Origin of the sequence: Streptomyces sp. NPDC085524 (assembly GCF_044541755.1) — a bacterium.
Lineage (GTDB): Bacteria > Actinomycetota > Actinomycetes > Streptomycetales > Streptomycetaceae > Streptomyces.
Genome location: NZ_JBITTH010000006.1, coordinates 230216 through 244182, shown reverse-complemented (window position 1 = coordinate 244182; position 13967 = coordinate 230216). Strand labels below are relative to the sequence as shown.

At 72.5% G+C, this 13967-nt stretch carries 13 protein-coding genes; 3 read left to right on the top strand and 10 right to left on the bottom strand.

Going from position 1 to position 13967, the window contains the following annotated elements:
- Positions 1-44: 44 nt before the first annotated feature.
- The gene (locus ACIGFK_RS11550) at positions 45-533 is read right to left on the bottom strand and encodes a carboxymuconolactone decarboxylase family protein (RefSeq protein ID WP_376656582.1); all 489 of its coding nucleotides are present in this window, start codon (positions 531-533) and stop codon (positions 45-47) included.
- Between the two features lie 165 nt (positions 534-698).
- Positions 699-1982, bottom strand: coding sequence for an adenylosuccinate synthase (locus ACIGFK_RS11545; RefSeq protein WP_376656583.1), 1284 nt, complete (start codon positions 1980-1982; stop codon positions 699-701).
- Positions 1983-2166: 184 nt separating this feature from the next.
- Between ACIGFK_RS11545 and ACIGFK_RS11540 the strand changes: the two genes are divergently transcribed.
- On the top strand, positions 2167-2988 hold the full coding sequence (locus ACIGFK_RS11540) for a diacylglycerol kinase (protein WP_376656617.1): 822 nt from the start codon (positions 2167-2169) through the stop codon (positions 2986-2988).
- A 102-nt stretch (positions 2989-3090) separates the two neighbouring features.
- On the opposite strand, the gene ACIGFK_RS11535 is transcribed toward ACIGFK_RS11540, so the two are convergent.
- Entirely contained in the window at positions 3091-3582 is a 492-nt protein-coding gene (locus tag ACIGFK_RS11535; protein ID WP_376656584.1) for a GbsR/MarR family transcriptional regulator, read from the bottom strand.
- A gap of 75 nt (positions 3583-3657) precedes the next feature.
- Between ACIGFK_RS11535 and ACIGFK_RS11530 the strand changes: the two genes are divergently transcribed.
- Together ACIGFK_RS11530 and ACIGFK_RS11525 are read left to right on the top strand one after the other, a co-directional pair.
- A complete protein-coding gene (locus tag ACIGFK_RS11530; RefSeq protein ID WP_376656585.1) occupies positions 3658-4560 on the top strand; it encodes an ATP-binding cassette domain-containing protein in 903 nt (300 codons plus the stop codon).
- Positions 4557-6146 (top strand): ABC transporter permease, encoded by a 1590-nt coding sequence (locus ACIGFK_RS11525; protein WP_400051352.1) that lies wholly within the window; start codon positions 4557-4559, stop codon positions 6144-6146. Before ACIGFK_RS11530 ends, ACIGFK_RS11525 begins: the two co-directional genes overlap by 4 nt.
- A gap of 17 nt (positions 6147-6163) precedes the next feature.
- Here ACIGFK_RS11525 and ACIGFK_RS11520 read toward each other — a convergent pair whose 3' ends face one another.
- The 7 genes from ACIGFK_RS11520 to ACIGFK_RS11490 form a co-directional block, all read right to left on the bottom strand.
- Positions 6164-7366, bottom strand: coding sequence for a cytochrome P450 (locus tag ACIGFK_RS11520; protein WP_376656587.1), 1203 nt, complete (start codon positions 7364-7366; stop codon positions 6164-6166).
- Positions 7367-7375: 9 nt separating this feature from the next.
- Entirely contained in the window at positions 7376-8050 is a 675-nt protein-coding gene (locus ACIGFK_RS11515) for a response regulator (protein ID WP_376656588.1), read from the bottom strand.
- Positions 8047-9387, bottom strand: a complete 1341-nt coding sequence (locus tag ACIGFK_RS11510) for a sensor histidine kinase (RefSeq protein WP_400051350.1) — start codon at positions 9385-9387, stop codon at positions 8047-8049. Before ACIGFK_RS11510 ends, ACIGFK_RS11515 begins: the two co-directional genes overlap by 4 nt.
- 88 nt (positions 9388-9475) lie before the next feature.
- Positions 9476-10147 (bottom strand): response regulator, encoded by a 672-nt coding sequence (locus tag ACIGFK_RS11505; RefSeq protein WP_376656590.1) that lies wholly within the window; start codon positions 10145-10147, stop codon positions 9476-9478.
- A complete protein-coding gene (locus tag ACIGFK_RS11500) occupies positions 10144-11511 on the bottom strand; it encodes a sensor histidine kinase (protein ID WP_400051348.1) in 1368 nt (455 codons plus the stop codon). The genes ACIGFK_RS11505 and ACIGFK_RS11500 overlap by 4 nt, the downstream gene beginning before the upstream one ends.
- A 10-nt stretch (positions 11512-11521) precedes the next feature.
- Positions 11522-12742: an acyltransferase gene (locus ACIGFK_RS11495; RefSeq protein ID WP_376656592.1), complete on the bottom strand. Its 1221-nt coding sequence runs from the start codon at positions 12740-12742 to the stop codon at positions 11522-11524.
- On the bottom strand, positions 12735-13802 hold the full coding sequence (locus ACIGFK_RS11490) for an alpha/beta hydrolase (protein ID WP_376656593.1): 1068 nt from the start codon (positions 13800-13802) through the stop codon (positions 12735-12737). Before ACIGFK_RS11490 ends, ACIGFK_RS11495 begins: the two co-directional genes overlap by 8 nt.
- Positions 13803-13967 lie beyond the last annotated feature (165 nt).

Genomic DNA, 13967 nt, shown 5'->3' with positions numbered 1-13967 from the left:
ATGAGCGTGAAGCCGCCGGCGGTCCCCCCGACCCGGACCCGAACTCAGTCCCACTGCTCGTCGGCCAGCGAGGAGACCGGCTGCGGCTTGCCGATGACCGCCAGGGCGATGAAGAAGTTGATCTGGCCGATCGCGATGGTGAGGGTGGCCAGCGCCTTCTGGTCGTAGTGCTTCGCCACCTCGGCGTACAGCTCGTCGGAGACGCGCTCCTTGCCGTGCGGGGCGGGCTGGAGGGTGGCTTCGACCAGGGCGAGCGCGGCGCGCTCGGCGTCGTCGAAGTAGGGGGCGTCCTGCCAGGAGGAGACGGCGGTGATGCGCTCCTCGGACTCCCCGGCCTTGCGCAGGAAGGCGGTGTTCAGGACGGTCAGGTAGGTGTTGCCGACGATCTGCCCGGCGCGCAGGTGGACGAGGCTCATCGTGGTGCGCGGCACGGAGCGGTTGCCCGTCGCCCGGAACAGGGCGGCGCTGATGTCGGCGAGCTCGGGGACGAACTCGCCCGGGTTCGGCATCCGCGAGATGTGGGTCTTCGTCATGGCTGCTGCTCTCCTTCTGGCCGCCGGTCTGGCGTCCACACAGCACTGACGTATGCGGGCGCACCGATGTGACAGCGATCCGGAAATGATTTCCGACGGTCTCCGCGAACGCCGACGGGGGCGGGCGCGCGATGTGCGCGGCCCGCCCCCGTCACGGGGTGCTGCCTAGAGGAACGAGTTGATCTCGATCGTCTCGGTGCGGCCCGGGCCGACGCCGATCGCGGAGATCGGGGCGCCCGACATCTCCTCCAGGGCCTTCACGTACGCCTGCGCGTTCTTCGGCAGGTCGGAGAAGGTCTTGGCCTTGGTGATGTCCTCGGACCAGCCGGGGAGGTTTTCGTAGATCGGCTTCGCGTGGTGGAAGTCCGTCTGCGAGTACGGGAGCTCCTCGACGCGCTTGCCGTCGATCTCGTACGCGACGCAGACCGGGATCTCCTCCCAGCCGGTCAGCACGTCCAGCTTGGTGAGGAAGAAGTCCGTCAGGCCGTTGACGCGGGTCGCGTAGCGCGCGATCGGGGCGTCGAACCAGCCGCAGCGGCGGTCGCGGCCGGTGGTCACGCCACGCTCGCCACCGATGCGGCGCAGGTCCTCGCCGTCCTGGTCGAACAGCTCGGTCGGGAACGGGCCGGCGCCGACGCGGGTCGTGTAGGCCTTCAGGATGCCGATGACGCGGCTGATCTTCGTCGGGCCGACACCGGTACCGGTGCAGGCGCCGCCCGCGGTCGGGTTCGACGAGGTGACGAAGGGGTACGTGCCGTGGTCGACGTCGAGCAGGGTGCCCTGGCCGCCCTCGAAGAGCACGACCTTGTCCTCGTCCAGCGCGTTGTTGAGGATCAGGGTGGTGTCGGCGACATAGCCCTTGATCTGGTCCGCGTACTGGAGCATCTCCTCCACGATCGCGCCGGCCTCGATGGCGCGACGGTTGTAGAGCTTCGCGAGGAGCTGGTTCTTGCCCTCCAGCGCCGCTTCGACCTTCTGGGTGAGGATCGACTCGTCGTAGAGGTCCTGGACGCGGATGCCGACGCGGTTGATCTTGTCCGCGTACGTCGGGCCGATGCCGCGGCCGGTCGTACCGATCTTGCGCTTGCCGAGGAAGCGCTCGCCGACCTTGTCGAGGGTGACGTTGTACGGCGTGATCAGGTGCGCGTTGCCGCTGATGAGCAGCTTGGAGGTGTCGATGCCGCGCTCGTTCAGGCCGCGCAGCTCGGAGAGCAGGACGGCCGGGTCGACGACGACGCCGTTACCGATGACAGGGGTGCATCCGGGGGAGAGGATGCCGGAAGGGAGAAGGTGCAGCGCGTACTTCTGGTCGCCCACGACGACCGTGTGGCCGGCGTTGTTGCCACCCTGGTAGCGCACTACATAGTCAACGGATCCACCGAGCAGGTCGGTGGCCTTTCCCTTGCCCTCGTCACCCCACTGAGCTCCGAGCAGCACAAGAGCGGGCACAGGCGTACACCTCTTCCGGATGGGGCATGTCCAAGGTCAGGGGGCGTACGACGATGTACACCGCAGGCTGAGCCGTCGGACCGGTACCCCGGAATAGACGAAGGCCCTGGCGCAATAGCGCAAGGGCCTCTTGCACAAAGATGCTACCCGAGGAAGGACCGAGGTGTCGGCTCCAGAGCCCACCATGAGCCACGCGGGCGCGCCGGTAGGCGGCCTGCTCGTGCTCGTCGACCCGGTCGCCCGCCGTCTTGACGGCGAGTCCGTGCGGATCGCGAAGGATGTGTTGTCAGCGGGCGCGGCGGCGAAGATCTGCCTTCCCGACTCCAGGGAGGAGTTCGCGCGGGCCCTTGCCCGCCGGGGTCAAAGGCAGCCGGTGATCGTGGGCGACGACCGGGCGCTGGTGCGTGCCGTCGGGCTGCTGCACCGGGAGCGGGCGCTGGCGGGCGGGGCGGTTTCCCTGATCCCGGTGGGGCCCGTGGGGTCCCTGGTGCTGGCGAAGTCGCTCGGCGTGCCGCTTTCGGCCGTTGCTGCGGCGCGGGCGGTCCTGGACGGTGTGGTCCGGGTCCGTGACCTGCTGGTCGACGACAGCGACGGGGTGGTGCTGGGAGACCTGCGGATCGCCTCGCCCGAGCGGTCGGGGGCCCGCCCGGCGGCGCCGTCGGTGTGGAACGCGTACCGCTCGCTCGTCCGCACCCTGGTGCGCCCGCCCGCGGGCGGCGGGCTGCGGGTGGAGGCGGACGGGGTGCTGCTGGCGGACCTGGACGAGCCGGTGCTCGACGTGTCGGTGGCGGCGCGGGAGGGTCTGGCGGAGGTGGTGGTCCGGGCCGGCTCGGGCTCCGGGCCGGGCGGTACGGGCGGGCCGCGGGTGGCCCGGGTGCGGTCGGTGACGGTGTCGGGGGCGGACTTCCGCTACCGGGCGGACCAGGCGGTCACCGGCCCGGTCAGGCGGCGCACCTGGACCCTGCGGCCGGGTGCGTGGAGGCTGACGGTGCCGCGGCAGGGGTGACCGTCGGGCTCGCCGGGCCTGCTCGGGGCCCGGGGGGAGGCCGGTCGGGGGCGCCCCGGTGGGCTGTTCGGGGCCCCGGGGCGTCTTCTCGGGGCCCCGGGGTCAGGCGCCCAGGTTCAGGGTGGCGCGGTGGGTGCGCCAGCGGTCCATCAGGCCGAGGAGTTCCTTCTGCATGAACTCGAAGAACTCCGCCGTCTCCGCGACCCGCGCCCCCGCCGGGGAGTCGGCGCCCAGGCTCGCCGCCCCGTCGCGCAAGGTCTTCTCCCACAGGGTCAGGACCTGGTCGCGCCGGGTGAAGGTCTCGTACCAGAGCTCGTCGTGCAGCACGTACCGGTCCCGCCGGGAGCCCGGCTCGCGCTCGCGGCTGACCATGCTGACCTGGGTCAGATAGGACACGGCCCCCGACACCGCGGCCGGGCTGATGCGCAGCGCCTCGCCCAGCTCGGCCGAGGTCATCGCGCCGCTGTCGCTCGCCAGCAGCTGCGCGAAGACGCGCGCCGCCATCCGCTGCATCCCCGCGTCGGTCAGCTGTGCGGCGAACCGTTCCACGAAGCGGGAGACCGCTTCCTCGTCCCGTGCCGTCGGTACTGCCATCTCTTCCGCCACCCTCCAAACTTTATACGATTCCTTAAGTTCACAAATTTGTGAAAGTCGCGTACGTTCGGAAGCATGACGAAGGCCATCAGGGTCGCCGGACTCCGCAAAGCGTTCGGCCGCACCCACGCACTGGACGGACTCGACCTCGCGGTCACCACCGGCGAGGTCCACGGCTTCCTCGGCCCCAACGGAGCCGGCAAGTCCACCACCATCAGGGTCCTGCTGGGCCTGCTGCGCGCCGACTCCGGCACCGCCGAACTCCTCGGCGGGGACCCCTGGGCCGATGCCGTCCCCCTCCACCGACGCATCGCCTACGTCCCCGGCGACGTCACCCTGTGGCGCAACCTCTCCGGCGGCGAGGTCATCGACCTGTACGGACGCCTCCGCGGCGGCCTCGACCGGGCCCGCAGGGCCGAGCTCACGGAGCGCTTCGAGCTCGACCCCACGAAGAAGGGGCGCACGTACTCCAAGGGCAACCGGCAGAAGGTCGCCCTCGTCGCCGCCTTCGCCTCGGACGCCGAACTGCTCATCCTCGACGAGCCCACCTCCGGCCTCGACCCGCTCATGGAGGAGGTCTTCCAGAGCTGCGTCGCCGAGGCGCGCGCCGCCGGGCGCACGATCCTGCTCAGCTCGCACCTCCTCAGCGAGGTCGAAGCCCTCTGCGACCGGGTCAGCATCATCCGCAAGGGCCGCACGGTGGAGACCGGCACCCTCGCCGAACTGCGCCACCTCACCCGTACGTCCATCAGCGCCGAGCTCGCCGGCCCGCCCAACGGCCTCGCGCACCTGCCGGGCGTCCACGACGTCGAGGTGCAGGGGCTGAAGGTCCGCCTCCAGGCCGACACCGACAAGCTGGACGCCGTACTGCGGTCCCTCACCGCCTCCGGGGTGCGGTCGCTGACCTCTACACCGCCCACCCTCGAGGAGCTCTTCCTGCGCCATTACACCGAGAGCGCGGAAGAGGCGGCGCGATGAACGCCGCGACGAAGAACGGCCGGCTGGCGGGCACCGGAGCCCTGCTGAGGCTGGCCCTGCGCCGCGACCGCGTGATGATGCCGGTCTGGGTCCTGGGCACCACCCTGCTGGTGGCGAGCATGCCGGGCGCACTGGGGAGCGTGTACGCCACTGCCGCCGAACGCGCCGCGGCCGCCGCCTCGATGAACGCCAACAGCTCGATGCGCGCCATGTACGGGCCCGTCTTCAGCGACTCCCTCGGCGGCCTGACCGCCTGGCGCGCCGGTGTCTACGGGGCGGTCCTCGCGGCCGCCATGAGCCTGGTCATCGTCATCCGGCACACCCGCGAGGAAGAGGAGACGGGCCGTCAGGAGCTGCTCTCCGCAGCCATGGTGGGGAGGCGGGCGCCGCTGACCGCGGCCCTGCTCGCCGCGTTCGTCGCCAACACCTGCGTGGCCCTGCTCGTCACGCTCGCCCTCGCCGGGCAGGGCGCGCGCGGCGCGCTCGCCCTCGGGGCGGCCCTCGCGGGCACCGGCATGCTCTTCGCGGGCACGGCGGCCATCGCCGCCCAGCTGACCGAGAGCGCCCGCGCCGCGAAGGGGCTCACGGCCGCCGTGCTGGGCGCCGCCTTCGTGCTGAAAGCGGCGGGAGATGCGGGCACGGCGGGCGGGACCTCACCGCTGACCTGGCTCTCGCCGCTCGGCTGGGTGGAGAACGTACGGGCCTTCGCCGCGACCCGCTGGTGGGTGCTCGCCCTGCTCGCCGCCGCCGTCGTCGTGCAGGCGGGCGCGGGCTACGCCCTCGCCGGACGGCGTGACCTGGGCATGAGCTTCCTCCCCGCCCGGCCCGGGCCCGCCGAGGGGCGGCTGGGCACGGCGGGCGCGCTGGCCTGGCGGCTCCAGCGGGGCGGCGTCATCGGCTGGAGCGCGGGCTTCCTGATCGCCGGGATCGTCTTCGGCGGGATGGCGGACGGCGCGGCCGACCTGGTCGGCGGCAACGAGAAGACCCGGGAGATCATCGAGCGGATGGGCGGGCAGAGCGGGCTCACCGACGCCTTCCTCGCCACGATGGCCGGGATGTTCGGGATGGTCGCCGCCCTGTACATCGTCGCCTCGGTGCTGCGCCTGAGCGGCGAGGAGTCGGGGCAGCGCGCCGAACCGCTGCTGGCGAACGCGGTCGGCAGGCTCCGCTGGGCCGGCGGCCACCTGGCCGTGGCCTTCGGCGGGTCGGCGCTGATCCTGCTGCTGGCGGGGCTCGGCCTGGGCATCGGGCACGGGCAGGACCTGCCGGGCACGATCGGCGCCACCCTCGCGCAGCTCCCGGCGGTCTGGGTGATCGGAGCCCTCGCCGCGCTGCTGTACGGCGCGGCCCCCCAGTACGCCGCGGCCGCCTGGGCGGTCGCCGGGACCGCGCTCGCCCTCGGCTGGATCGGTCCCGCGCTGAACCTCCCGCAGTCCGTCCTGGACCTCTCGCCCTTCGCCCACCTGCCGAAGCTCCCGGGCGCACAGTCCCCGGCCTGGGCCCCGCTGCTGACCCTGACGGCCCTGGCGGTCGCCCTGACGGCCGTCGGCCTCGCGGCCCTGCGCCGCCGCGACCTCCCGGCCTGAGCCGTCCCCTCCCGTGGTCAGAACTCGACCAGCAGCCGCTCCAGCCCCCGGATGACGTAGCCGTCCCGCCACCGAGGCTCCTCGACGAGCCGCAGCGGCGGGACCCCGTCCGCCAGCAGCGCCCCGAACGAGGCCTCCAGCTCCCGGCGCGCGAGCGGCGCCCCCAGGCAGTAGTGGATGCCTGCCCCGAAACTCAGGTGCGGATTGTCGGCCCGATCGAGGTCCAGGACATCGGGGTCGGCGAACCGCGCGGGATCACGGTTCGCGGACCCGAAGAGCAGCGCGACCTCGGCCCCGCGGGGGACGACCGTGTCCCCGATCCGGATCTCGTCGAGCACCCAGCGTTCGAACATCTGCAGGGGCGTGTCGTAGCGCATGAGTTCATCCACAGCTGTGGACAACTTTTCGGGATTCCGCCTGAGGTCCGCCAGCTGAGCCGGATTGCGGAACAGCGCCCACCACCCGTTGACGGTCGTGTTGACCGTCGCCTCGTGACCTGCGTTCAGCAGCAGCACGCAGGTGGAGATCATCTCCTGCTCGCTGAGCCGGCCCTCGTCATCGTGGGCGGCGATCAGTCCGGAGATCAAATCCTCCCCGGGCCGCGCCCGCCGTTCGGCGATCAGGCCCCGCAGGTAGGAGCTGAACTCCACGCTCGCCCGCACCGCGCGCCGTGCCGTCTCCTCGTCCGGCCGGAGCTCGAACATCCCGCAGATGTCCGCGGACCAGGGCCGCAGCAGCCCCCGGTCCCCCTCCGGCACCCCCAGCAGCTCCGCGATCACCGCCACCGGCAGCGGCTCGGCGACGGCGGTGAGCAGATCCCCGCCCCCGTCCGCGAGCAGCTGCTGCACCAGCCCCTCGGCGAGGCTCCGCACGGCGGGCACGAGCCGCTCCACCGTGCGCGGGGTGAAGGCCTTCGCCACGAGCCTGCGCACCCGCGCGTGCGCGGGATCCTCCAGGTCCAGCAGCCCGTTGCCGTTGAGCACGTGGAAGGGCTCGTGTTCCGGCGGCGGGGCCTCACGGCCGAACTCCTCGTGCGAGAACCGGTGCAGATAGGTCCGCCCCAGCCGCCGGTCCCGCAGCAGCGAGCTCACGTCGTCGTAGTGCGGCACCAGCCACTGCCCGGTGGCCTCCCACCACAGGGCCCGCCCCTGCTCCCGCAACTCCCGGTACGCCGGATAAGGATCGGCGACGAACCCTGCGTCCCACGGATCAAAGACCATCCCCGCACCCTACGACGGGGTGACCAGCCTGGTCTCGTAGGCGAACACTGCCGCCTGGGTGCGGTCCCGCAGGCCCAGCTTCACCAGGATCCGGCTCACATGGGTCTTGATCGTCGACTCGGCGACCACGAGCCGGTCCGCTATCTCCGCATTGGACAGTCCCTGCGCGATCAGCACCAGCACCTCCGTCTCCCGCTCCGTCAGCTCCCCGACCCCCGCCGGATCGGTGAACCGGCGCGCCTGCGAGAGCTTCGAGAACTCCGCTATCAGCCGCTTGGTCACCGACGGCGCCAGCAGCGCCTCCCCGGCCGCCACGACCCGCACCCCGTCCGCCAGCTGACGGGCCGACGCGTCCTTGAGCAGGAACCCGGAGGCCCCGGCCCTGAGCGCCTGGTACACGTACTCGTCGAGGTCGAAGGTCGTCAGGACCAGCACCTTCGCGTCCACCGCTCCGGGAGTCGCAGCCGCGGCCACGATCTCCCGCGTCGCCTCGAGCCCGTTCATCTCCGGCATCCGGATGTCCATCAGCACCACGTCCGGCCGGAGCGCCGCCACTTGCGCGACGGCCTCCCGGCCGTCGACGGCCTCGCCGACCACCTCGATGCCCTCCATGGCATTGAGCAGGACGGAGAACCCCTCGCGGACCATCATCTGGTCGTCGGCGATCAGTACTCTGATCGTCATGCCGGGCCCTCCTCCGGCGCCGCCGGCACCGGACGGTTCGGCACGGGTATGAACACCGCCACCTCGTACCCTCCTGCGGCCGTCGGACCGACCGTCATCTCGCCCTCCAGCATGGCCACCCGTTCCCGCATCCCGGTGATCCCGTGCCCCGCCCCGGGCGAAGGCCGCACGTCCCCGGTCGGCGCCTCATTGACGATCCGTATCCCCAGCCCGCCCAGTACGTAGCTGACATCCACCCCGGCCGCCGCGCCCGGCGCGTGCCGCAGCGTGTTGCTCAGGGCCTCCTGGATGATCCGGTACGCCGACAGCTCCACCCCCTGCGGCAGCTCCCGCACCGCACCCGTCACCGTCTTCTCCACGCTCAGCCCCGCCTCCCGCACATTGGCCAGCAGCCCGTCCAGCGAGGCCAGCGTCGGCTGCGGGGCGTCCGGCGCCTCGTAGTCCGCGGAGCGCACCACACCGAGCACCCGCCGCAGCTCGGTCAGGGCCGCCACCGCGTTCTCCCGGATGGTGGCGAACGCCGCCTCCAGCTCCGGCGGCGGGTTCTTCACCCGGTACGGCGCGGCCTCCGCCTGGATCGCCACCACCGACATGTGGTGGGCCACCACATCGTGCAGTTCCCGCGCGATCGTCGTCCGCTCCTCCAGCAGCGTCCGCTTGTCCCGCTCGACCGCGGTGACCTCCTGCTGCGCGCTCACCTCGGCCCTGGCATGCCGGCGTATCTGGATGCTGGCGGCGATCACCAGGGCGAAGGCCGAGGTCACCGCCATCTCGGGCAGATTCGTCCCGAGCCCGTACCCGTTCCTGAAGAGGAGCGAGACGGAGAAGCCCAGGGCGAGGGTCAGCGTCCACATCCAGGCCGCCACCCGCGGCCCGGTCCGCAGGGTGACGAGGACCATCACGGCGATGTAGGCGAGGAAGCTGCCGGGGGTCCACGGCCAGCTCTGGTCACTGCCGAGCGCTGCGAACACCAGCGTCAGCGCGACGGCCGCCCACCACGCGGCCACCGGCCGGACCAGCGTCATCAGGACCGGGGCCGCGGCCATCATCCCCATCAGCAGTTCGCCGGCATCCCCCAGGTAGCTCGACTGCGAGCCCGCCGTGAACACGATGACGAAGAGGGCCAGCGCCCCCACCATCGCGTACCGCGACCACGGGAAGTATCCGCGTATCGCCCGGGGAAGGCGCCGCATGAAACGCCCGGGCGCCTCCTGGAGCGGCAGCGGCCGGTAGGCGAAGGCATCGGTGACGAGGTCCTGGCGAAGGGTCTCGATCACCCCCGATGCCAGTCGGAACTCGGGTGTCCGGGCTGTCCCCCCGGTGGTCGTATCGGTCATGGCAGAACCGTAGGTCCGCGGCCCCGTAGCCCGCGTCGCCGCAGATGGGGATTTCCCGGCGTCCCTCTCAGGTACTACCCGGGGCAGATCAGTAGCCCGCTGGACGGACCAGGCCCGTCTCGTACGCGAACACCGCCGCCTGGGTGCGGTCCCGCAGGCCCAGCTTCACCAGGATCCGGCCCACATGGGTCTTCACCGTCTGCTCCGCCACGGTCAGGTGCGCCGCGATCTCCGCATTGGACAGGCCCTGGGCGACGAGCGACAGCACCTCCGTCTCCCGGCCGGTCAGCTCGTCGATCCGGGCCCGCGACGGCGCACGCGGCGCTCCCAGCCGTGAGAACTCGGTGATCAGCCGCTTCGTGATGTTCGGCGAGAGCAGCGCCTCCCCGGCCGCGACCACCCGCACCGCCTCCGCGAGCTGGTCCGCCGACGCGTCCTTGAGCAGGAATCCGGAGGCACCGGCCCGCAGGGCCTCGTACACGTACTCGTCGAGGTCGAAGGTGGTCAGCACGAGCACCTTCACCTCGGCACCCGGGACGCCGGTGATGACGGATGTGGCCTCGATCCCGCCCATCCCCGGCATGCGGATGTCCATCAGGACCACGTCCGGTGCCAGTTCGGCGACCTTCGCCACCGCATCGGCCCCGTCCACGGCCTGCCCGACCACCTCGATGTCCGGCTGGGCATTGAGGAGCACGGTGAAGCCCTGCCGGACCATCATCTGGTCGTCGGCGATCATCACCTTGATCGGGGTGGTCATGAGTTCCTCTTCGTCTCGGGGGAGGAGCCGCCGGGCAGGGCCGGCGCATCCATCGGCAGCACCGCGGTCACCTCGTACCCGCCTTCGGGACGTGGGCCGGCGGCCAGTTCGCCCCCCAGCATGCCTGCCCGCTCCCGCATCCCCAGCAGCCCGTGGCCCGCGCCGGGCGAGGTCGGGGCCGACCGGGTCGGCGCGGAGTTGGCGACGCACAGGTGCAAATCCCGCGGCCCGTAGGCGATACCGACCTCCACCCGCGAACCGGGTGCGTGTCGCAGGCAGTTGCTCAGCGCCTCCTGGACGATGCGGTAGGCGGTCAGTTCCACACCCGGCGTCAACGGCCTGCGCACACCGGCCACTTCCACGGCGACCTCCAGTCCGGCCCCCCGCACGTTGTCCACGAGGCCGTCCAGCTCGGCGAGGGTGGGCTGCGGATGATGCGGGTTCGCCGGATCGTCCGGCTGCTCCGAGCGCAGCACGCCCAGCACCCGGCGCAGTTCCGTCAGGGCCTCCAGCGCGTTCTCCCGTATGCCCGCCAGGTTCTCCTTGAGCTCCTCGGACGGGTTCTCCACGAGGTGCGGGGCGACCTGGGCCTGGATGGAGATGACGGACATGTGGTGCGCGACGACGTCGTGCAGCTCGCGCGCGATCCGGCTGCGCTCCTCCAGCAGGGTGCGCCGGGCCCGCTCCTCCTCGGTGAGGGTCTCCTGCTCGACCAGCTCGCCGCGGGCCAGCCGCAGGGCGCGCAGCGCGTAGCCGAGGAGGCCGACGAAGCCGAAGAGGAGAGCGGTGCTGGGGATCGTGGTCGCGCTGTGGTCCGGCTTGAAGAACAGCTCGGCGAGCCCGGCGAGGGCCAGCGGGACGAGGGTGACGCCGACGGTCACCCGGGCCGGAACCCTGAGGGCGACCAGCAGCACCAGCGGGGCGAACGCGAACATCCCGCCCGGCATCCAGGGCCAGGACTGCCCCTGCCCGACCTGGTCGTGTATCTCCCAGCCGATGAGGCCCGCGCAGAGCAGGCCGAGCCACCACGCCGCGATCGGGCGGAACAGCGCGAGGACGATGGAGACGCCCGTCCCGATCGCGAGCACCAGCGGCGGCCCGCCCGTGACGTGGTAGTGGTCCTGGAGCTGCTCCGTGGTGAGGAAGCCGAAGAACAACGCCAGGTAGACGACCAGCACATGGGGCAGCCGGGCCAGCCAGCGCGGCCGGGACAGCGGGGGAAGCGGATCCCGCCTCAGGGTGGACAGTTCCGCCGCCACCGTCAGCAGGCGCGACCAGCGGTCCCCGCGGGCACCGCCCTCGCCGCCTCCCCGGGCGCTGCCGGGATGCGAACGGTCGGTCGGGGGCGCGGGCTGTCTGATCACACCGGCCAGCCTAGACATGGGCGACTCCCTTGCCGGAGGAGCGGGCGAGCGGGACGCGGCGCTCACGGGCGGTGCCGGAGGCCGGGGCGGCACGGTCCGGTCGCCGGCGGGGACGAGAACCCTGTTCGTAGGTGCGGAACGCGGCCCAGCAGAGGGTCAGCGCCGCGGCGAACACCGGCAGCCACAGCAGGCGGACCGCTATCCAGCCCGGGGAGCCGGGCACCGTGTGCAGCCCCGGGAGATCGGCCGATACGAGCAGCCCGAGGGAGGTGACGGCCATCATGGCGGTCTGGTGCCACAGGAAGACCGTCATGGCGGAGAGGTTCACCAGGGCCACCTTCGCCCAGGCAGTGGGCCGCCGCATCGCCCGTGCCAGCGGCTCGCGCACGAGCAGCGCCAGCCCGCACTGGGCCAGGCCGAAGGCGACCGCGGCGAGCGTCGGCGGGTTCAGATTCGACACCGCGGCCCCGGGGACCCCCACCATGGACGCCGGGTACCCGCCCCAGAGCACCAGCGCGGCCGTGGCCGCGGCCCCCGCGCCCAGGAGCAGGGCCGGCGAGCGGCGGCCGCCGAACGAGCCCGAGGCCCAGGCGGCGCCCAGCGCGTAGGGGACGAGCCAGCCGGCCCCCACGTTCACCCAGCCGGCCCACTCGGGCCCGCCGAAGCCGAACCTCCACACATCCACGCCCGCCACCACGGCCAGCGGCCACACCGGGCCGAGCCGCGCCACCAGGGGGGTCGCCGCCGTGAGCGCCGCGAACACCAGCAGGAACCACAGCGGCGACAGGACCAGCCTGAGCAGCGTCCGTACGGTGTCCAGCTCCACCCCGCCGACCAGCATCCCGGCCCCCACCACGGCCCACAGCACGAGCACGGCCGCGACCGGCCGGAAGAGCCTCCCCAGCCGCTGCCCCACCCACGTGCGGTACGAGCACCCACGGGCCCGCGCCGAGGCGTAGCCCTTGGCGGCGACGTGACCGCCGACCAGGAAGAAGACGGCCAGGGTCTGGAACACCCAGGACACCGGTGCCAGCCACGGCATGTGCGCCAGCGGACTCGTGGTGCTCAGACCGCCGTCGGCGGTGGTCAGCGCGGTGACGAGCCAGTGCCCGAGGACCACGCCCAGGATCGCGACGGCCCGCAGTGCATCCACGCTCCGGTCCCGGTCGGCAGGGGTGTCCGCATCGATCCCGGCGGCCAGAACGCCCCAGCGGGCGCGGAGCTCACGCATGGCGGCCCTCCGGGGCGGTCGTGGGCGCGGAGGTGCCGGAGCCGGAGCCGGCGGAGCCGAGGACGATCGCGGCCAGGCTGTCGAGGGACTCGGTGCCCGGCTTGAGGTAGTCGCTGTGCCCGCCGGAACCGGCGGCGAACGGCCGCGCTCCGAAGGCGGGGTCGACGGGATCGGCGCCGAAGCCGATCGAGCCGAGCCGGACGTGCGGGACATCGGCGATCCAGTCCCCGCCACCGCGCCCGGCCCAGACGCGGGCGCCCGTCGGCAGCTCACCGGCCGATGCGGCTCCCGTGCCCGGGCTGCCGAACAGTGCGAGGTCGGTGACCGCGGGCCCGGTCGGCGTACGGGCGCAGACCACGGAGCCGTACGAATGGCAGAGCAGCGAGAGCTGCGCCCCGGGCGCAGCCATGCGGTTCAACCGGTCCAGGAAGGGGGCCAGTTCGGCCGCGGCCTCGTCCGCGCGGCCGGCGGTCAGCACGGTCGTGCTGACCGTGCCGGGGGTGTCGTACCCGAGCCAGGCGACCACGGCGGAGCGCGGATGCTCGGCCTGGAGGCGCTGCTGAAGGGCGACAGCCCCGGCACGGAACCTTGGGTAGGTGTCCAGGGTCGTATCGGAGCCGGGCACCAGAACGGCGATCCGGTCCGCGGTCTCCAGCTCCCCGAGCACCTCGACCGCCCTGCCCCTGCCGCGGCCGTCGAAGGCGAGGAACTGAGCGGTCCCGGCCGCCTCCATGGTGCGGAGCTTGGCGGCCCGGCCCGTCCGGCCTGCCTCCTCGGCCATCCGGGCCGCCTCGGCGATACCGGCCCGGTTGGCCGCGTACCGGCTGTGCGGTGCGGCATCCGCGGCGAACGCCGCGGGCGGGGGAGCGGGAACGTCGGCGGAGGCGGCGGCGGAGACGGGGAGCGCGACGGCCGCGGCGACCAGCGCGGCCAGCAGGGTGCGACGCGCACGGCCGTTGCCGCGCCGTGCCGTGCTGATGCGGGGGTCGGCCGATGCGGTGGTGTCCGGCCTCCCCGTCGTGCCGGTCCTTCGCGCCGTTCCCGTCGTCCGCCCCGCCATGGTGTCTTCCTTCGGTCCGGAAGAGCCCTCGGCGCCCTTCTCTTGATCCGAAGTTAGAAATCGGGGCCCGTCGTCGGCGTCACGCTGGGGAGCCGTGTTTGTGCGTAGCTCTCAGGTATGACAGGGGCTACCTGAGAGCTCCAAGCCCCCGCGGGCAGCGCCCTG